General features: G+C 45.6%; 16 protein-coding genes. 9 read left to right on the top strand and 7 right to left on the bottom strand.

What is annotated here, in order from left to right; translation table 11 throughout:
* Nucleotides 1–46: 46 nt before the first annotated feature.
* Nucleotides 47–1,273 carry a dicarboxylate/amino acid:cation symporter gene (locus ABDZ72_RS06375; RefSeq protein WP_343751874.1) on the top strand — a complete coding sequence of 409 codons (1,227 nt, stop codon included), beginning with the start codon at nt 47–49 and terminating at the stop codon, nt 1,271–1,273.
* A gap of 128 nt (nt 1,274–1,401) precedes the next feature.
* On the opposite strand, the gene mqo is transcribed toward ABDZ72_RS06375, so the two are convergent.
* Nucleotides 1,402–2,904: a malate dehydrogenase (quinone) gene (gene mqo, locus ABDZ72_RS06370; RefSeq protein WP_343751873.1), complete on the bottom strand. Its 1,503-nt coding sequence runs from the start codon at nt 2,902–2,904 to the stop codon at nt 1,402–1,404.
* 192 nt (nt 2,905–3,096) lie between these two features.
* Between mqo and ABDZ72_RS06365 the strand changes: the two genes are divergently transcribed.
* The gene (locus ABDZ72_RS06365; RefSeq protein ID WP_343751872.1) at nt 3,097–3,240 is read left to right on the top strand and encodes a hypothetical protein; all 144 of its coding nucleotides are present in this window, start codon (nt 3,097–3,099) and stop codon (nt 3,238–3,240) included.
* A gap of 130 nt (nt 3,241–3,370) precedes the next feature.
* Nucleotides 3,371–4,120: a uracil-DNA glycosylase family protein gene (locus ABDZ72_RS06360; protein ID WP_343751870.1), complete on the top strand. Its 750-nt coding sequence runs from the start codon at nt 3,371–3,373 to the stop codon at nt 4,118–4,120.
* Nucleotides 4,121–4,143: 23 nt separating this feature from the next.
* On the opposite strand, the gene rlmH is transcribed toward ABDZ72_RS06360, so the two are convergent.
* Entirely contained in the window at nt 4,144–4,623 is a 480-nt protein-coding gene (rlmH, locus tag ABDZ72_RS06355; protein WP_343751869.1) for a 23S rRNA (pseudouridine(1915)-N(3))-methyltransferase RlmH, read from the bottom strand.
* Between the two features lie 173 nt (nt 4,624–4,796).
* On the opposite strand from rlmH, the gene ABDZ72_RS06350 reads away from it, so the two are divergent.
* Entirely contained in the window at nt 4,797–5,702 is a 906-nt protein-coding gene (locus ABDZ72_RS06350; protein ID WP_343751867.1) for a nuclease-related domain-containing protein, read from the top strand.
* A 539-nt stretch (nt 5,703–6,241) separates the two neighbouring features.
* Here ABDZ72_RS06350 and ABDZ72_RS06345 read toward each other — a convergent pair.
* Nucleotides 6,242–7,657 carry a SpoVR family protein gene (locus ABDZ72_RS06345; RefSeq protein ID WP_425542358.1) on the bottom strand — a complete coding sequence of 472 codons (1,416 nt, stop codon included), beginning with the start codon at nt 7,655–7,657 and terminating at the stop codon, nt 6,242–6,244.
* 252 nt (nt 7,658–7,909) lie between these two features.
* Here ABDZ72_RS06345 and gdhA point away from each other — a divergent pair, with 252 nt between their 5' ends.
* Together gdhA and ymzB are read left to right on the top strand one after the other, a co-directional pair.
* The gene (gene gdhA, locus ABDZ72_RS06340; protein WP_343751865.1) at nt 7,910–9,295 is read left to right on the top strand and encodes an NADP-specific glutamate dehydrogenase; all 1,386 of its coding nucleotides are present in this window, start codon (nt 7,910–7,912) and stop codon (nt 9,293–9,295) included.
* 107 nt (nt 9,296–9,402) lie between these two features.
* Nucleotides 9,403–9,750, top strand: coding sequence for a protein YmzB (gene ymzB / locus ABDZ72_RS06335; RefSeq protein WP_343751863.1), 348 nt, complete (start codon nt 9,403–9,405; stop codon nt 9,748–9,750).
* A 94-nt stretch (nt 9,751–9,844) separates the two neighbouring features.
* Here the strand turns inward: ymzB and yhbH are convergent, their stop codons facing one another.
* Together yhbH and ABDZ72_RS06325 are read right to left on the bottom strand one after the other, a co-directional pair.
* Nucleotides 9,845–11,014, bottom strand: coding sequence for a sporulation protein YhbH (gene yhbH / locus ABDZ72_RS06330; RefSeq protein ID WP_343751861.1), 1,170 nt, complete (start codon nt 11,012–11,014; stop codon nt 9,845–9,847).
* A 127-nt stretch (nt 11,015–11,141) separates the two neighbouring features.
* Nucleotides 11,142–13,037: a PrkA family serine protein kinase gene (locus tag ABDZ72_RS06325; protein ID WP_343751859.1), complete on the bottom strand. Its 1,896-nt coding sequence runs from the start codon at nt 13,035–13,037 to the stop codon at nt 11,142–11,144.
* 212 nt (nt 13,038–13,249) lie between these two features.
* Here ABDZ72_RS06325 and ABDZ72_RS06320 point away from each other — a divergent pair, with 212 nt between their 5' ends.
* Both ABDZ72_RS06320 and ABDZ72_RS06315 read left to right on the top strand, forming a co-directional pair.
* Nucleotides 13,250–14,881 (top strand): acetolactate synthase large subunit, encoded by a 1,632-nt coding sequence (locus tag ABDZ72_RS06320; protein WP_343751857.1) that lies wholly within the window; start codon nt 13,250–13,252, stop codon nt 14,879–14,881.
* Nucleotides 14,882–14,899: 18 nt separating this feature from the next.
* Nucleotides 14,900–16,342 (top strand): aldehyde dehydrogenase family protein, encoded by a 1,443-nt coding sequence (locus ABDZ72_RS06315; RefSeq protein ID WP_343751855.1) that lies wholly within the window; start codon nt 14,900–14,902, stop codon nt 16,340–16,342.
* 60 nt (nt 16,343–16,402) lie between these two features.
* Here the strand turns inward: ABDZ72_RS06315 and ABDZ72_RS06310 are convergent, their stop codons facing one another.
* Entirely contained in the window at nt 16,403–17,569 is a 1,167-nt protein-coding gene (locus tag ABDZ72_RS06310; RefSeq protein ID WP_343751853.1) for a TraB/GumN family protein, read from the bottom strand.
* 181 nt (nt 17,570–17,750) lie between these two features.
* Entirely contained in the window at nt 17,751–18,332 is a 582-nt protein-coding gene (locus tag ABDZ72_RS06305; protein ID WP_343751851.1) for an O-acetyl-ADP-ribose deacetylase, read from the bottom strand.
* 155 nt (nt 18,333–18,487) lie between these two features.
* On the opposite strand from ABDZ72_RS06305, the gene ABDZ72_RS06300 reads away from it, so the two are divergent.
* Nucleotides 18,488–19,078 carry a GNAT family N-acetyltransferase gene (locus ABDZ72_RS06300; RefSeq protein WP_343751849.1) on the top strand — a complete coding sequence of 197 codons (591 nt, stop codon included), beginning with the start codon at nt 18,488–18,490 and terminating at the stop codon, nt 19,076–19,078.
* Nucleotides 19,079–19,109: the final 31 nt, after the last annotated feature.

The following is a 19,109-nucleotide window of genomic DNA, read 5'->3' as shown; positions in this document are numbered from 1 at the left end:
GCTAAGCGTATGACAAAGTCAGAGATAAAGAGGCGTTGAATCGTTTATGAAATTATGGAATCGATATAAGGAATCTTCGTTTGTACTCAAAATGTCGCTTGGGTTTGTTCTGGGCACGATCGCTGGTATCGTGTTCGGCAAACAAGCAGAAATAATCAGCCCACTCGGGACATTGCTCATTCACCTGCTCCGTTTAATTGCTATACCAGTTATATTTCTGACCGTGGTTCTTGCGGTTAACCAAATGAATATCAAACAGCTTGGCCGAATTGGCGGCAAGCTCCTTGGCTACTATATGATTACAACGGCGGGGGCGGTACTGATCGGCTTAGGGCTGGCCTGGTTTTTTGAACCGGGAAACAATCTGACATTGCCGGATAAAAATGTGGAACAACCGGACACGCCGCCCATATCTGAGGTAATCCTGCAGATCGTACCTGAAAACTTATTTAAAGCGTTCACCTCAGGCGATCTTATGTCCATTCTGTTTTTAGCGGTTATCATTGGCATGGCTATTTCCATGATGAAATTTTCAGAAGAGGAAAAAATGAAACAGTATGGGGATATGCTTGACCGTTTCTTCACGGCCCTGAATGAAATGTTCTTTAAAATTTTACGAGGGGTTCTGCTGTATGCACCGATTGGAATATTCGCCATCACTGCTTCTGCTTTTGGCGGCCAGGGATGGTCCACACTGGAATCGTTGCTGAAGCTGACCGGTGTGTTCTATCTTGGCATTTTATTGCTGTGGGTATTTGTATACGCCGCCTTTCTCAAGTTATCCGGAACCTCAGTCTTTTCCTTTTTCCGGAACACGCGTGAAGCCTATACGACAGCATTCTTTACATCAAGCAGCATTGCATCGTTGCCAATAGCCATTGAATCCGCCAAAAAAGCGGGTATTTCCGCCAAAACAGCGAATTTCACCTTGCCGATAGGCGCTGTTTTTAACTCGGATGGCGGCGCACTGCGGATGGGGGTATCGCTCGTATTCGCAGCTAACATTACTGATCTGACCCTGTCACCGACGGATTTTTTTGTTATTGTGTTAATTGGTACACTGCTGTCGATTGGAACGGCAGGTGTTCCAGCAGCAGGTCTAGTCACACTATCAGCCGTTCTCACCATGTTCGGACTGCCGCTTGAAGTGGTGGCCCTCATTGCAGGTGTTGATGCCCTGATCGGGATGGGCGGCACGGCATCCAATGTGATCGGTGACATTATCGGCGCTGCTGTTGTTGACCGGACGGAAAAACGAAAGACGGCAACGTGACGGACGCGTATTCAAAAAGCTCTTCCCTCAAGCAAGGAAAGAGCTTTTTCATTTCATAATAAACACGATTATTCGGAAAAACCGTTACCCGTCTGTGAAAACCATGGCTGGCTCATAGGCCCATTCTCTTATACTGAGCTTCCTTGACGGTCATTGGTCAGCCCGAGCGCATGGGCGGCTGTTTTTTGAATATCATCGATAAGCTCGGGATAATCCCTCAAGGATAAACCGTATGATGGAATCATTTCTTTTATTTTGGGCTCCCATTCCTGTAGATACTCTGGAAAACATTTCTCAATAATCTCCAGTATGATGGAAACCGCCGTTGAGGCCCCCGGCGATGCACCGAGCAATGCGGCAATGGATCCGTCATCGGAATTGACAATTTCTGTTCCAAACTGAAGTGTGCCTTTGCCTGTGTCCGTATCCTTGATCACCTGGACCCGCTGACCCGCAGTCACGATGTCCCAGTCATCGCTGTTGGCTGTCGGAACAAATTCACGCAACTCCTCGATGTATTGTTCCTTCGATAACATGAGTTGTCCGAGCAAATATTTGGTCAATGACATGTTTTTAGCTCCTGCTGCCAACATCGTGAAGGCGTTACCCGGTTTAACCGAACCTAATAAATCCATATTCGAACCGGTTTTCAAAAACTTCGGTGAAAATCCGGCGAATGGCCCGAATAATAACGTCTCCTTGTTGCCGATATACCGTCTGTCAAGGTGCGGCACCGACATTGGTGGCGCTCCGACCGGCGCTTTGCCGTATACTTTTGCTTTATGTTTTTGGACAACATCCGGATTGTCACAGACGAGGAATAGACCACTTACTGGAAACCCACCCACGTGTTTGCTTTCCGGAATGCCCGTTTTTTGCAGCAACGGCAAAGCGGCTCCACCGGTTCCGATAAAGACGAATGATGACGTATGCGTTTCAAGTGTGCCGCGTTCAAAATTCCGCACCTTCACTTCCCATCCACCGTCATTCGTACGTTCCATATCATCCACCGTATGATTATATTTGATATGAACATTCTGCTGTTCCAAGTGCTTCAAAAGCTTTTGCGTCAAAGTGCCAAAGTCGACATCCGTACCAGTATCGATTTTTGTTGCCGCCCTGGGTTCTTGATCCGTTCGTTCTTCCATAATCAGAGGCATCCATTCTTTCAATGTTTCCCTATTATCGGAAAATTCCATTCCTTGAAAGAGTGGGTTGTTGGTTAAAGCTTCAAACCGCTTTTTCAAAAACGTCACATTGTCCTCGCCATGAACCAAACTCATATGCGGTAAGGGCCTAATAAAGTCCTGAGGGTTATCAATCAGATTGTTGTTGACGAGATGCGACCAAAATTGTTTGGACTCTTGAAACTTTTCATTGATATCCAATGCTTTTGTACAATCAATGGATCCGTCCGGTTGTTCGGGCGTATAATTAAGCTCACATAATGCAGAATGTCCTGTCCCTGCATTATTCCATACATTGGAGCTTTCTTCTCCTCCTTTTTCAAGCTTCTCAAAGATGGTAATATCCCAATCCGGTGCCAATTCCTTTAAAAGGGTGGCAAACGTGGCGCTCATGATCCCGGCACCGATCAGAATAACGTCGGTTGTTGTATGTTCGTTATTCATTTTCTCATCCCTATCCTTCAAGATTTGCTAAAAAGACACTGTGCTTCCGCTGATATCGACATCAAACGGTAAGCTCCCGGCCATTTTCATCACAATCCTTGATAGCCCATATATAGTCTATCAAAATTTTATACAAACTGAAATATTTATTTACGAAATGTTTCTGTTTTCCTCTATAGTTGACCCACATCATTGGTTATCGGGGAATATGTCGAAGCAGCCGTCGTCACATTGTTGTTCATGTTCGTCGACTACCTTGAATCAATTGCCAGCAAAGTAACTGCGGAAGATCTGAAGACAACCATCGAAAACCTTGGCTACCCGGTAGTATTGTAACAAAGCCAGTCGGAATCAGAGGCTGTCCGGCTGCATTCAATATAAAGGATTCACTAAGGAATAGCTTTAAGCTAAACATAGCGAAGAGAAGAAGAAATGGTTTAATATGGTGCAGAAAGGAGGGTTTTATGTGCTATATACAGCTATTCAGCATTATTTGCCGTACATTCGAACATTGCCCATTGATCAGCCGCTCACTAAACATAATTTATTGACAGCACCTTTGCTAATGGATAATGATGGCGATACACGTATGTACTATGCCCCCCATAATGACACCATCAACCTGGATGCCCCAATCGTTATCGTTGGCATCACCCCCGGATGGAGGCAAATGAAAGTTGCTTTTGAACAATTGGTGAGCAGTCTCGCGTCAGGTAACACACTGGAAACGTGCCTGAAAGAAACCAAACAGGCAGCCGGTTTCGCCGGATCGATGCGCAACAACCTCGTGCACATGCTGAATGAGTGCGGCATACCGGATATGCTTGGCCTTTCCAATGCTACTGATTTGTTTGAAGGCTACCGATATCTTCTTCATACGACGTCAGTCATTAAATATCCGGTGTTTATAAAAGGGAAAAACTATACCGGACATCAGCCACCCATCCACCGATGCCGATTATTACAGCCTTATGCTTGGAAAACCTTCCCTGATGAACTAGCTTCTATTCAGCCAAACGCGCTCGTGATTCCGCTTGGAAAAAAGGTTGACGAAACCATCACCGGACTGGCACAGGAACAGAAGCTTCCCGATCATACATATTTAACCGGCTTCCCGCATCCATCCGGTGCAAACGGCCATCGCGTTAAACAGTTTGGACAGCGAAAACAGCAGCTTCGGGAACAAGTCCAAGCCTGGGCGCGTGGGCAAACATGACATGATAATGAGAAGCAGAGGTGTTATTTATGATACGGCTCACCTCGCATAATCCGGAACGCCCGATACACTTGCTCCAGCAGAATCATGCGAAACATCTGATGAGGAAACGTCATTTTTGAAAACGATAATGCCATGTCACTCCGCTTCTGTACGTCTTCGCTTATACCGACCGATCCACCGATGACGAAGGTAATTTTGCTTTTGCCATAGGTGGCGAGCTTGTCCAATTTATCGGCAAATGTTTCAGAAGTGAGCATTTTCCCGTTGATTTCCAGAGTGATGACGTACGAATCCTTGCTGATGTGGGATAGGATCCGCTCGCCTTCTTTTCGTTTTACCTCCTGCATATTCGCATCACTCATATTATCGGGGGCTTTTTCGTCAGCAACTTCGGCAATGTGTACTTTCGTGTATGGGCTGAGCCGCTTCAGGTACTCCTCGATGCCCTGCTGCAAATACTTTTCCTTCAGTTTCCCGACTGCCACGATATCAATTTTCATCCACTGTCCATCCTTTGCATTGCATTCTTGCCTTCAGTTTACCAAAAAGTGATCGCACAAACATTCCGAACGACTGATAATAGTGAGATGTCCAATTCAAAATATTTGGTTTTTCTGTGAATTTTCCCTTTTATTTAGTACAATAGAGCAGAAATGTAGAAAGGATGTGGGACATGCCATATAAATTACGTACAAAACCTGCAGAACTACAACTATTGAGCTCCCTGAATACGCGAATGATTTTGCCTTCAAAGGATAAGCAGCATTTTATAAATTTGAGCAGAGGCTATGAAGGCGAGGTCCTATTTGATTCATTAACCGAAAACCTTACGTGTGACTGTTTCATATTAAATGACTTGCTGCTGAAAGTTAATAACACGCTCTTTCAAATTGATTCGCTGCTCATCTCATCCAGGAAAATTCATTTGTTTGAAGTAAAGAATCTTGAAGGGGATTATAATTACGAAGCAGATAAATTTTTCAAGTTGCCTCAATATGAAATCATAAATCCTCTGCACCAGTTGGGAAGAAGCGAATCATTACTGCGGCAGTTACTCCTCAAAGATAAAATCAATCTTCCAATTGACGCCTCTGTGGTTTTTATCAATCCGGAATTCACTCTATACCAGGCACCTATTGATAAGCCAATGATTTTACCAACCCAGATCAAAAACTATTTGAATCAATTAAATTCAGCACCTTCCAAACTAAATGAGCAGCACAAGCGGTTAGCAGACAAATTGATCTCTCTTCATATTGAGGATCCGCCTTATAAGCAACGGCCACCTTATACTTATCAGGACTTGCAAAATGGGATTACGTGCTTAGCATGCAAGTCCTTGTCCACTGCAGTTGAGGGGAGAAAACTTGTTTGCAAAGAATGTGAACATGAAGAAATAGTTGCAGCGGCTGTCATGCGGGCAGTCGAGGAATTCAAGCTACTGTTTCCGGACAGGAAAATTACAACCAATACCATTTATGATTGGTGTCAAGTGGTACCGTTCAAAAAGCGAGTTAGAAGAATATTGGATCAGAATTATACAAGAATAGGGGAAAATCGATGGACGTACTATGAATAAAATAAGGAAAAAACAGTAATGACATTAGGGAGTTAGAGATCCGCTGATTTTTCGGAAAGTTGTTGTTCTCGGACTTTTTGGCTGCTATCGGGAGCGATTTTGAGCCCGAGAAGCTCTCTCTCGGACCTTTCACTCGCTTTCGTGCGGCGTTTTGGCCTTGAGAAGCTCTCTCTCGGACTCTTCACTCTTCACTCGCTTTCGTGCGGCATTTTGGCCTTGAGAGGCCCTCTCTCGGACTTTTCTTCCACTTTCGTGCAGCATTTTGGCCTTGAGAGGCTCTTTCTCGGACTTTTCAACTGCTTTCGTACGGCGTTTTGGACTTGAGAGGCCCCTCTCTCGCTTTCATGCGGGGTTTTGGCTTAAAAAGCCCCCTGCCGATCAAGCATAGTATCTTGTGACTGATCGTGTTCACCTCGGTTCATATATAACCTCATGCTGATCACATCCCTTATCACGTTTTGCTATCGGCATATGCGATAAGAGCTTCATCCAGAAGCGGCCAGTTTTGGTTGGAGATGGGCAGCGGATCTCATCCTATATTACAAAAATTTTCGGTGTACTTTTTTCCCATTATACGAGAAAACCACTCGTTTATCGTCGACGATCGTTTCCATATGAACGGGCCGGCCCCAAAGCTGGTGAATATACGGCAGCACATTCTCCAAATAATGCAGGTCGAGTTCGGTTCCTTCATAGCTATGCTGCAAATATAATTCACCGTTTTGCAGGTAATCGCCATTTTCAACGGTGATATAGGGAAACCCACCGTTCACGCGCTGCGTAATGAGTTGATCCCGCACCTGTTCAAACGCTTTGTCGGTAATCGTATAATCGGATCCCTGCTTCTCGAACAGGTACATATCTTCCTGACGTACAAGGTCTTTGGTCAAATAATTACGGATGAATGATATATCCGATTCCATCTCCCGTACTTCAAAAATCTTTTCCCGTCCAGATCCGGGCACAACTCCTAGATTGCGCATGTCGTCTGTCGGGTTGTTATAGCGCTCTTCAATATCCTCCAGCATTTTTAAACCGAGATAATACGGGTTGATTTGCTGTTTGGATGGCTGGACAACGTTGGCGTTTAATGATGCGAATTCCACAGATTCATCTTCAGTCAGGTCCATCTCCCGCAAAATCCGCTTATGCCAGTATGACGCCCAGCCTTCGTTCATGATTTTCGTCTCCAGTTGCGGCCAGAAGTAACGCATTTCTTCCCGCATCATTGTCAATATATCCCGCTGCCAGTCATCCAGCTCCCGACTGTATTCCTCTATGAATAAAAGCACATCTTTTTCGGGGTGGGGCGGGAATGTTACGGGCTGTTGGGCCGGAAGCTGCTCGTTGGATGACGCGGATTCGTCCAGTTCCCACAAGTCATCATAGGAAGTGCCGGCCGATTGGCGTGCGGCAGGCACAGCGCCATCATCAGAGGCGTCATTTTCCCCGCTCGGTTCGATAACGGACGGGTCAATATGTTCCTGAATGGACAGAACGGCATCCAAAAATTGTTCCACCTTCTCCCGGCCATGAATCATTTCATAATGCTCAATCCGCTCGGCTGTTGCCGTCATACTTTCCACCATATCGCGCCTGGTCGGTGAAAATCGGACGTTATTTTTGAAAAAGTCGCTGTGGGCAAGCACGTGCGCGATAATGAGCTTATTTTCGATAAGACTGTTCGTATCCAGCAAAAACGCATAACACGGGTCCGAATTAATAACCAATTCATAGATCTGGCTCAGACCCAGATCGTAATGCGTCTTCATTTTATGAAACTGTTTGCCGAAGCTCCAGTGGGAAAAACGCGTCGGCATACCGTAAGCTCCAAACGTGTATATAATCGAAGCTGGACAAATTTCATACCGCATCGGATAAAAATCGAGACCAAACCCAGAGGCAATTTCTGTAATCTCATCAATCGTGCGGTTCAACTTTTGTGTATCCGTCACCATCATCCCTCCCAATGTCCTTTTTACATTGTATGACAGAAAGAGAAAAATTTGACCGTTCCCCCTAATGTATTACCACTGTTTTAAAAATTTTATTAATGACTTTCAAAATTATTGTTAAAATCGCTAATTCGTTATACAATATAGTATTATATCCCTTTTTATCAAAAAAGGGTCGTACCTTTTTCGTAAATGAACGGCAATATGGCTTGAGTGCACGTTTGTACAATTTTTTGAAAGGGGTTTGTTGCCATGAAAACGACAGAAGGTGTCTTGCAAACAGGAAAAGCACAGGCGGCACAGGATTATGTGAATCGTGTATACGAGACGGTCAAAGAACGCAATCCAAACGAAGAGGAATTTCACCAAACGATCAGTGAAATTTTTGACTCCCTCACACCGGTTTTTGCCGCTTATCCGGACTATATGAAATACAACATACTGGAGCGACTTACGGAGCCGGAGCGATTTATTACATTCAGAGTGCCGTGGGTGGATGATGATGGATACGTTCATGTTAACCGGGGATTCCGTGTACAGTTCAACAGTGCCTTGGGACCACACAAAGGCGGCTTGCGATTCCATCCATCCGTCAATAGCAGCATTATCAAATTCCTTGGATTTGAACAAATCTTTAAAAATTCCTTGACCGGACAGCCGATTGGAGGCGGAAAAGGTGGATCCGATTTCGATCCAAAAGGGAAATCCGATGTAGAAATCATGCGCTTCTGCCAAAGTTTTATGACCGAGTTATACCGTTATATCGGATCAGATACGGATGTGCCAGCCGGAGACATTGGCGTTGGTGCCCGGGAGATCGGCTACTTATTTGGTCAATATAAACGCATCCGCGGCACTGTGGAACCCGGTGTTTTGACCGGCAAAGGGCTTAAGTACGGCGGTAGCCTGACCCGAAAAGAAGCAACAGGCTATGGAACGATTTATTTTGTGCAGGAGATGCTCAAGGATAAAGGGCTTGATTTTTCAGGCCGCACCATTACGGTATCCGGTTCGGGCAACGTCTCCATTTATGCTATGGAGAAGGCTGCGGAACTTGGTGCGACCATTGTCGCATGCAGTGATTCAAACGGTTTTATCTATGATGAACAGGGAATTGACATTGATACCGTCAAGACTTTAAAGGAAACGGGCAACGAGCGGATTCACAGCTACACAAATATGCATCCGCACGCCCAATATGTTGATGGTTGCAATGGCATTTGGTCCATCCCGTGTGACATTGCCCTGCCATGTGCAACGCAAAACGAAATCGATGAGGCAACCGCCAAAACATTGGTGGCCAACGGTGTGAAAGTCATTGGTGAAGGGGCCAACATGCCGTCCACGTTGGAAGCCATTAATGTATTCCTTGACAACGATATTCTGTTTGCACCAGCAAAAGCTGCCAATGCCGGCGGTGTCGCTGTATCCTCTTTGGAAATGGCCCAGAATAGCGGCAAACTGTCCTGGTCATTTGACGAAGTGGATACAAAACTGCAAGATATCATGACAACCATTTATCAAAATTGCAAACAGGCTGCCAAGGATTACGGTCATGAAGACAACTTGGCGGATGGTGCCAACATTGCTGGCTTTATACGGGTTGCCGATACCATGCTAGAACAAGGCATTATTTAACTCTCGTGCTGCGACAACAGCTTTCCCTGAACGACGTCAAATTTTGCCTTTCTCTTCTTTGTATGTTTGCCTTTCTGTGAGCCACTCTATAAACAGGAGGGATGAAGATGGGTTTGCAATTTTTGACGATTGAATCGTTCAATAAGCTTTTGCAGCAATGGAGCGGAGACAGGATTAAAATTTCCAAACACGAACAATATGACCTTGATGAAATATTGATGACATTGCAGGCGATTTCCTATGAACGCAATACAAGAAGGCTGGATGATTATGTACCAATGCATACACTTCAGCTGAACGGTAATGGGACGATGGAAACCGATGCAAGGGAACCTCAAGAACTCCCTTCGTCGTTATACGATATCCCACTCGATGACCATTCCTTATACGAGTTTGACGGAAACCAATTTTTAATTAGCACATCCCGCGGCGTGTATAAAATTGAACGGGTATAACGAATCACCATTATCCTTATGGTGTTCTGATCCCGCTTTTAGCACCAGCCGCCATCACGTTTGATGCAAAAAAGCCCCCGCGTATGCGGAGGCCTCAAACGGTGGCTGTTTCTTTCTGAAAGAATTGTTTCAGTGCATGATATACATCCTGATTTCCTTTTAAAATATAGTGGCGGAATTTGGGATCCCTGAATTCGCTGTACGCCCGCATTAGGGTGGACTGGCGATTGTACACGTTCACTTCGGCATAACCGAACAAATTAGATTGCGCCATAATATCCTCCACCAAGCGGACACATTTGGGGTTATCAGATGTGATGTTTTCTCCATCGGAAAAATGAAATGGATAAATATTATACCTATCAGGACTGTATTCGTCAGCCATCAATTCCAATGCTTTTTCATAAGCCGACGAACAAATGGTCCCTCCACTTTCCCCTTTGGAAAAAAACGCTTCTTCCGTCACCACTTTTGCTTCGGTGTGATGCGCAATAAAGACTATTTCCACGCTTTCGTATTTCGTGCGTAAAAACTTAAGCATCCAGAAAAAGAAACTTCTCGCTAAATATTTCTCAAAGTTCCCCATTGATGCACTTGTGTCCATCATAGCCATAATCACTGCTTTTGACTCCGGTTTGATCACATCGTTCCATGTTTTAAAACGAAGATCATCGTTATAGATGGGTGCGATTTGCGTCTTTCCTTTCATAGCGTTGCGTTTCAATGCCGACAAAATCGTCCGTTTTTTATCGACGTTGCCCATTAAGCCTTTTTTACGTACGTCATTAAATTCGATATCCTCCGTCGTTATGTCTGCTTCGTCTTTTTGATGCAGATTGGGCAGCTCAAGTTCCTCAAAAAGGGCTTCTTCGAGTTCTGTCATGGACACGTCGGCCTCGTAGTAATCACTACCGGCCTGATCACCCGCCTGCTTTCCCTGGCCAGATCCGTTCTTTCCCTGATCTCCGCTGTTTGGATCACGGCCGATGACATCGCCTACGTCACTTTCTCCGTCCCCTTGGCCAACCTGTTTGGATTTGTCATGATTATATCGGATTTTGTATTCGTCCAGCGAACGAATAGGTATCTTGACGACATCACGGCCGTTGGACATAATGATATTTTCTTCACTGATTAAATCAGGCAAATTATTTCGAATAGCATCTTTCACTTTATCCATATGGCGCTTCTGATCTTGATAACCTTTACGATGGAGGGACCAATCTTCCCGGGAAACGGTATAATTCCTTTTGTCGTCATTCATAGTTTCCCCTCCTTATCCTTTTAATCAGTTTATGCGTAGACAAGCAAACAAGTTATCCCAACCGTATTAAATAGGGAAAAATAACAAGCGTCCATGGGACATTAGTCTTGTTATTTTTCCCTTACCATTACCGATTAAGCAGGCTTCCAACGTAGCGTAGCAGCTCGTTAGCGGATACGGAGCTATAGCCGTATTCATCAATCAGACGCGCAATGACTTCATTGATTTTCTTCAGTTGGGATTCATCCGGTGTCTGGGATGAGGTAGTAATTTTAACAACGTCCTTCAAATCAGCAAACAACTTCTTCTGAATAGCCTCCCGCAGACGCTCGTGGGAACTGTAATCGAAGCGTTTTCCTTTGCGTGCGTAAGCGGAAATGCGAATCAGAATTTCCTCTCTGAAGGCTTTTTTTGCATTTTCCGAGATGCCGATCTGCTCCTCAATTGACCGCATAAGTTTTTCATCCGGATTCATTTCCTCACCAGTAAGCGGATCAGGCAGTTTGGTTTGATTGCAATACGCTTCAACGTTATCCAAATAGTTATTCAGCAAGGTTTTGGCAGATTCCTCATAGGAATAGACGAACGCTTTCTGCACTTCTTTTTTGGCAATATCATCATATTCCCGTCGCGCAACGGAAATATAGTTTAAATACCTTTCTTTATCCTCATCCGATATTGATGGATGCTGTTCCAGACCTTCCTTCAAGGAACGCAGCACATCAAGCGCATTGATGGAGGCAACCTCTTTACGGATAATGGCCGAGGAAATCCGGTTGATGACATAGCGTGGATCAATGCCATTCATTCCTTCATCCGGATATTCTTTTTTCAATTCGTCTACATCAACCTGGTTATATCCTTCCACATTGTCGCCGTCATACAGACGCATTTTCTTGACGAGATCGACGCTCTGTTTTTTGGACTCTTCCAACCTCGTCAAAATGGAAAAAATAGCTGCAACCCTGAGCGCATGCGGGGCAATATGAACGTGTGCCATATCGCTTTCACGGATCATTTTTTGATAAATCCGTTCTTCCTCGCTTACTCTCAAGTTGTACGGTATCGGCATAACGATAATCCGTGATTGGAGAGCTTCGTTTTTTTGATTGGCAATGAAGGATCGGTATTCCGCCTCGTTCGTGTGGGCCACAATCATTTCATCCGCGCTAATTAAAGCGAATCGACCGGCTTTGAAATTGCCTTCCTGGGTTAAAGAGAGCAAGTGCCACAGAAACTTTTCATCACACTTCAGCATTTCCTGAAATTCCATCATGCCGCGATTGGCTTTGTTCAACTCACCATCGAAACGGTAGGCACGCGGATCGGACTCCGACCCATACTCGGCAATCGTTGAAAAGTCGATACTGCCCGTCAAATCGGCAATATCCTGGGATTTCGGATCCGATGGAGTAAACGTACCGATACCAACTCGATTATCTTCGGAAAGAAAGATGCGTTCCACCATCACATCTTCCATGCGCCCGTCGTACTCTTTTTCCAATCGCATCGCATTCAAGGGGGAAAGATGTCCTTCAATGCGAATGCCGTATTCATCGTAAAAATCTTCACGCAAATGCTGAGGGATTAAATGAAGCGGATCCTCATGCATTGGGCAGCCTTTAATAGCGTAAACAGCACCTTCATCGGTCCGTGAATACTGTTCAAGACCGCGTTTCAACATGTTGACAATGGTCGATTTTCCACCGCTGACAGGTCCCATTAAAAGCAAAATCCGTTTCCGTACGTCGAGCCTTTTTGCTGCCGGATGAAAGTATTCCTCCACTAGTTTTTCAATCGTATCTTCCAGTCCAAAAATCTCATCACCAAAAAATTGATACATCTTTTGGCCATCTTTTTCCTTTAATCCGGACTGTTGGATCATATTATAAACGCGCGAGTGGGCTGTCTGGGCAACTTCCGGATGTTCCTTTACAATTTCCAGATATTCTGCAAACGTGCCTTCCCACTTTAACTGTTGTTCTTCTTCACGATGATGTTTCACCTTATTAAGAATATCCATGTCATTCCTCCATCCAGGAAACGATTTCTACATCCTATGCAAGCGGTGTCGCGAAAATGCCCGTTCCTCACGAAACCCACCAATGACGACAGCATGTAACCTATTATGTCTATCCTCCTGAACATACTTTTTGATTCATATTATACGCGGTTCAAGGAAAGCTAGAACAAGAACAGAGCTCATTTGTTACTAAGCTAAAAAGGATGGATAGCATGAATGTTGCCAAATTAATTGTCAAATGTCTGGAACAGGAAGGGGTCCAATACGTTTTTGGTGTTCCGGGCGAAGAAAATATTGATCTGATGGATGCATTCTCTGATTCAACCATTGATTTCATCGTTACCCACCATGAAACGAGCGCCGCATTTATGGCTGGCACATATGGGCGACTGACCGGAAAACCGGGTGTCTGCCTTGCCACACTTGGTCCCGGCGCTACCAATCTGATGACAGGGGTGGCCAATGCTAATATGGATCACGCACCGCTTGTTGCCATCACCGGGCAGGCAGGGCTGGACCGCCAGCACAAAATATCACATCAATATTACGATTTGATCAACATGTACGAACCTGTCACCAAATGGAACACACAAATTAAAACCCCCTCCATCACTCCTGAGGTCGTCCGCAAAGCCTTCCAGATTGCCGGTGGAGATAAATGGGGGGCTACCCATATTGATTTGCCGGAAGATATCGCTGCCATGGACACTGACGGCCAGCCACTTCCCTTAATGGGTAGACCGCATACAGAGGCAAGCGAGGATGTCGTCAAACGGGCAGCATCCATGATCAATCAAGCGGAAAACCCAATTATCCTTGCCGGCAATGGAATAGCGAGACAACAGGCAACGGAAGACATGCGGGCATTCAGCGAGAAAAGCCAGATACCTGTTGTGCATTCCTTTATGGGAAAGGGCACGCTGCCATGGACCAATGATCTCAGTCTATTAACAGCCGGAATCGGTGAAAATGATTACATTGCATGCGGCTTTGACACGTCCGATTTGATCATCACGGTTGGATTCGATATAGCTGAATACCCACCTAAAAATTGGAACTCTAACGGCACAACGTCGATTATTCATATCGACACCACAGAAGCGGAAACGGATATGAATTATCCAGTCGCTTTGAATGTGCTCGGTAACATAACCAACAACCTGAGACATTTAAGCGAAGCAATCGACACCCGAAAACGGGACAAAGAGTGGGCGGCCAATGTGCGCAAGCAAACCATTAACGAATTTGAATCATTCCGGACGGATGACAGCTTTCCGGTTAAGCCGCAAAAAATCATTGCCGATTTGCGCTCTGTGCTGAGAGAAGACGATATCGCTATATCCGATGTCGGTGCTCACAAAATGTGGATGGCGCGCATGTACCATTGTTACGAACCGAATACATGCCTTATATCGAACGGACTTGCATCCATGGGCGTTGCGGTTCCGAGCGCCATTGCCGCCAAAATGGCCAAGCCACAACGCCATGTTGTTGCTGTCTGCGGGGATGGATCTTTCCAAATGACCGGTGCCGAACTGGAAACGGCCAAACGTCTCGACTTGCCGATCATAGTGCTCATGTGGCGCGATAATGGCTATGGGTTGATTGAGTGGCACCAAAAGAAAGAATTTGACCGGGCCTCCTACATCAAATTTGGCAACCCGGACTACCAGCAACTGGCGACATCATACGGATTTGAAGCCATAAACATCCAAGCAGCGGACGACCTTAAGCCAGCGCTGGAGCAAGCCACCGCCATGGCTAAACCAGTCTTTATCGATTGCCCGGTCGACTATAAGGAAAACATGAAACTGACGGAAAAACTGGGTGACATCATTTGTTAACAGAAAGGAAGATAGACCATGCTCGGTTCGATCATTAATGGCCAGGAATACAACGAAGCGTCGAATACCAAGGACGTATTAAACCCATACACACGGGAAAAAGAGGCGACCATTGCTCTCGCATCCAAAGCCGATTTGGAACAGGCGGTTACTAATGCTTTTGACACATTTCACCACACGATGAAAGATATGCCCGCGCATGAACGATCGGATATTTTACGGAAGACAGCCGATTTGATGGAAGAGCGGGTTGATGATTTTGCAGATACTATTATGAAAGAAGCAGGCAAACCGATCCGTTCGAGCCAGGAAGAAGTGCAGCGGGCCATTCAAGTGTTGCGTTTTGCCTCCGAAGAAGCAAAACATATCAGCGGTGAAGTGGTACCAATGGATGCCGCCCTGGATGGAGACGGGCGTCTTGGGCTGGTCAAGCACATTCCACTTGGCGTCGTTGCAGCGATTACGCCGTTCAATTTTCCGCTGAATTTATCGTTGCACAAAATTGCTCCAGCAATTGCTGCCGGCAACACCGTCATTTTCAAGCCGGCCGAAAAAACACCGGTTTCCGCTTATAAACTTGTTCAGCTTTTTCAAGAAGCAGGTATACCGGATGGCGTGCTGAATCTGTTGCTGGGAACTGGTGAAATCGGGGAAGGTCTCGTCAAGCACGATCAGGTGCATAAAATATCGTTTACCGGCAGTCTTCCCGTGGGACGTTCCATCCGAGAATCAGCCGGGTTTAAAAAAGTGACGCTAGAACTCGGATCCAACTCGCCCAATATTATTTTTGACGATGCCAACATCAATGAAGCCGTGGATCTTTTAGTGAAAGGATCGTTTGCTTTCTCCGGACAAGTATGTATTTCCGCTCAGCGAATTTATGTGCAGACGTCCGTTTATGACCAATTTCTCAAGCAGTTTATTGAAAAAACAAAAGGTCTGAAGGTCGGGAATCCGGAAGAAACAGATACAGACATCGGACCAATGATTGACGAAAGTGAAGCGAAGCGCGCTAAACAATGGATAGACGATGCGGTCGATAACGGAGCCAACGTCGAAGCGGGTGGCAACCAGGAAGGAACAGTTTTACGACCAGCCATCATGACCAATGTTAATAGCAACATGAAAATCATTGCTGAAGAAGTCTTTGCACCGATTGTATCGGTTATTCCGTTTGATAACGAGGACGACGCCGTTACCTATTCGAACAATTCGATTTACGGTCTCCAAGCGGGCGTCTTTACAAAGAACCTCGACCAGGCATTAAGAGTAGCTGACCAGCTCGAGATGGGCGGCGTTTGGATCAACGAAATCTCCACATATCGCCAGGATAATCACCCATATGGTGGGGTGAAACAGAGCGGCATTGGAAAAGAGGGTGTCAAATATGCCGTTGAGGATATGACCGAGGCCAAATTTATCGGCTTCAAACTAAAAGACAACGATGCAAAAAAAGCTTGAGGTTCATACTCTCTCAAGCTTTTTTTAATGCTTTCATAAGTTATCCTACGATCGGTGCGTTCACAGGTTCTCAAAAAACAACCGGATAACGTCGGCGCCGCCAATAAATGTGCCAAGTGAGCTGCCAATGTTGGCAAGAACGACGATGAGCAGTATGCGGGTGACCTTATTATGCCAAAACCCTTTCACATGATGGACATCTTCTGTCAATTGTTCAAAATCACCAACATTCGGTTTGCGGACGAATGCCTGGACAATACCGGCAAACCAACCGGCGGCAATCAGCGGGTTCAAGGATGACAACGGGGCTGCGACAAATGCTGTTACGATGGTCAGAGGATGTCCCAAGGCAACCGCTGTTCCAATAGCGGATAGGACTCCATTCCAAACAACCCAACTGATCGTTTGCTGCCATCCTGCTGCCGGGTTTGTCCAAAATGTATAGGCAATCACGGACAGAATCAGAATCGGAATGGCCCAAGCAATGATTTTTGGAATGCGGGACTTGGTCGGACGCTCCTGAAGCCGCGTCAGATCATGCTCCGTATGGATCTCCCGTTGAATACCCGGAACATGTGCCGCACCAAGCACAGCAACAACTTTGTCACCTGGCGCTTGTTTTATCTTTTGAGCGAGATATTGATCCCGTTCGTCAATAAGCGGTTTTTTCAACCGTGGGAAATGCTCTGTGAACTCTTCCAGCATGCTGTCCAGCATATCTTTCGACTTTAATTTCTCCAGCTCCTCTTCAGTAATGGTTTGCTGGCTGAATATGCTGCCAATCATCTGCATCAATAGCATCATTTTTCCCTTTAGTCCAATGTTTCCCCATATGCGGGAAAAGGTTATGCGAATATCGCGATCGGCCAGTACTAGGTCGGCATCCGCCTCATGTGCTGACTCAATACCCTGAATCATCTCTTGTCCGGCGTTAATGCCAAATTGCTTGGCCATTCGTTTTTGGAAGGAAGAAATGACGAGGTTCATTAACAACACCGTTGCTTTTCTTTGTTTAATGATTTGAAAAATGTCCGTTTCCTTCCATTTATCGCCTTCTGTAACAGATTGGTACCGCTGCTCATCAAGTTCAATACAAACGGCATCCGGCTGTTCTTCGTCAATGACGTCGCGAACTTGTTCAGCACTATGTTTGGATACGTGGGCCGTGCCAATCAAAATATATGTTTTTCCGTCCTGATCAATCCGTGTTACATTCTCTTCGTCCATAACGACTCCCCTATTCGTACTGTCATTCCTTCATACAAGTGTTGGCGCGACTGCCTGTTTTCCCGGAACCCATTATACATCAGATTGCAAGACTTGTCGCTAGAACGAGTCACCTGAAAAAAAGCCTGGTTCACGACCAGACTTCCTTATCTTATGAGGAAGGAATAATACCAACACCCATCTATTCCAAATCTCGGGTGGATGTCTTTATTTCTTCCATGGACGCCTGATATATATCGTAATCTTGTTCGGAAAACAATACCATAGCGACATAACGAATATCATGATCATTCTGATTCCGGAGAAAGCGGGCAATCGTCGTTAATGCCACCTGTGCTGCCAAATCCACGGGAAAACGATAAACACCTGTTGCAATCGATGGAAAAGCGACGCTCGTTGCCTGATGATCAGCTGCTAGCTGCAAAGAATTCCAGTAACAGTCGGCCAGTAACTGTTCATCTCTTTGCTGATGGTTCCCTGACCAGACCGGGCCGACTGTATGGATAACATACGTGGCCGGAAGCCTAAAACCATCTGTTATTACGGCTTCCCCTGTCGGCAGCTTTTCACCGTTCAGCTTCTCTTGGCGTACGCTTTTGCAAGCAGTGAGCAGATTATTGCCGGCTGCCCGATGGATAGCACCATCCACACCACCTCCCCCAAGTAGGGTGCCGTTCGCGGCATTAACAATCGCATCCGTCTGCTGTTTGGTAATATCACCCGTCAGCAGTTCCACCGTACGACCATTAACATTTGTCTTCATCCTGTCATCCTCCTTTCATGTTCGATTGTCTTTTCTTTCTCTCCATCTACCGCAATATAATCAGACTAAGAGTGCATAAAAAAATTTGCAATTCTATCCGCGATACCCTCGTTTTCATGATAAAATAGCCTTAACTTCATTGGGGGTGTGATATTATGTTTCTTTTTCAGATCGACGATGAATTGGCATTAAAACATTTAGAACTTCATGATGCGAACCGGTTATTTCAATTGACGGATCAATCACGGCACCACTTGCGTCAATGGCTGCCATGGGTTGATGGCACTAATTCGACAGCGGATTCCAAAGCATTTATCCAATCCAGCCTGAAAGCTTTTTCCAATCGTCGAGCACTGACAACCGGTATTCTTTATAAAAGCGAACTAGCCGGGGTGGTTGCTTTCAATCATCTGGACTGGGCAAATAATGCCGGCCAAATCGGCTATTGGTTGGGAACGCCTTATCAAGGCAATGGGATCATGATCCGTGCCGTTAGTGGTTTAATTGACTATGGCGTTTATTCGTTGGCATTAAATCGTATTGAAATCCGGGCAGCCGTTGCCAACACGAAAAGCCGAGCGATTCCGGAACGGCTTCGTTTTGTACAGGAAGGACAGTTGCGCCAAGCCGAACAATTGCACGCATCTTATACCGATCATGCGTTATACGGCATGTTGGCATCTGAATGGAAGCAGCTGCGACCGAATCATGCTTCCAATTATCACCCGGCCTTTCATAAAACATAAAGAAACGTACAGAATCTAACACCAGCATCCA

This window comes from Lentibacillus halophilus, from assembly GCF_039522485.1.
Taxonomy (GTDB): Bacteria; Bacillota; Bacilli; order Bacillales; family Amphibacillaceae; genus Lentibacillus; species Lentibacillus halophilus.
This window is presented reverse-complemented; position numbering and strand designations above follow the sequence as displayed.

What these genes read in the sequence shown, in the direction of transcription:
- ymzB (WP_343751863.1), top strand. Translation starts at nt 9,403, where the DNA reads ATGGGTTTGCAATTTTTGACGATTGAATCGTTCAATAAGCTTTTGCAG.
- ABDZ72_RS06300 (WP_343751849.1), top strand. Translation starts at nt 18,488, where the DNA reads ATGTTTCTTTTTCAGATCGACGATGAATTGGCATTAAAACATTTAGAA.
- ABDZ72_RS06315 (WP_343751855.1), top strand. Translation starts at nt 14,900, where the DNA reads ATGCTCGGTTCGATCATTAATGGCCAGGAATACAACGAAGCGTCGAAT.
- rlmH (WP_343751869.1), bottom strand. Translation starts at nt 4,623, where the DNA reads ATGAAAATTGATATCGTGGCAGTCGGGAAACTGAAGGAAAAGTATTTG.
- ABDZ72_RS06310 (WP_343751853.1), bottom strand. Translation starts at nt 17,569, where the DNA reads ATGGACGAAGAGAATGTAACACGGATTGATCAGGACGGAAAAACATAT.
- ABDZ72_RS06350 (WP_343751867.1), top strand. Translation starts at nt 4,797, where the DNA reads ATGCCATATAAATTACGTACAAAACCTGCAGAACTACAACTATTGAGC.
- ABDZ72_RS06305 (WP_343751851.1), bottom strand. Translation starts at nt 18,332, where the DNA reads ATGAAGACAAATGTTAATGGTCGTACGGTGGAACTGCTGACGGGTGAT.
- gdhA (WP_343751865.1), top strand. Translation starts at nt 7,910, where the DNA reads ATGAAAACGACAGAAGGTGTCTTGCAAACAGGAAAAGCACAGGCGGCA.
- ABDZ72_RS06325 (WP_343751859.1), bottom strand. Translation starts at nt 13,037, where the DNA reads ATGGATATTCTTAATAAGGTGAAACATCATCGTGAAGAAGAACAACAG.
- ABDZ72_RS06320 (WP_343751857.1), top strand. Translation starts at nt 13,250, where the DNA reads ATGAATGTTGCCAAATTAATTGTCAAATGTCTGGAACAGGAAGGGGTC.
- yhbH (WP_343751861.1), bottom strand. Translation starts at nt 11,014, where the DNA reads ATGAATGACGACAAAAGGAATTATACCGTTTCCCGGGAAGATTGGTCC.
- ABDZ72_RS06375 (WP_343751874.1), top strand. Translation starts at nt 47, where the DNA reads ATGAAATTATGGAATCGATATAAGGAATCTTCGTTTGTACTCAAAATG.
- mqo (WP_343751873.1), bottom strand. Translation starts at nt 2,904, where the DNA reads ATGAATAACGAACATACAACAACCGACGTTATTCTGATCGGTGCCGGG.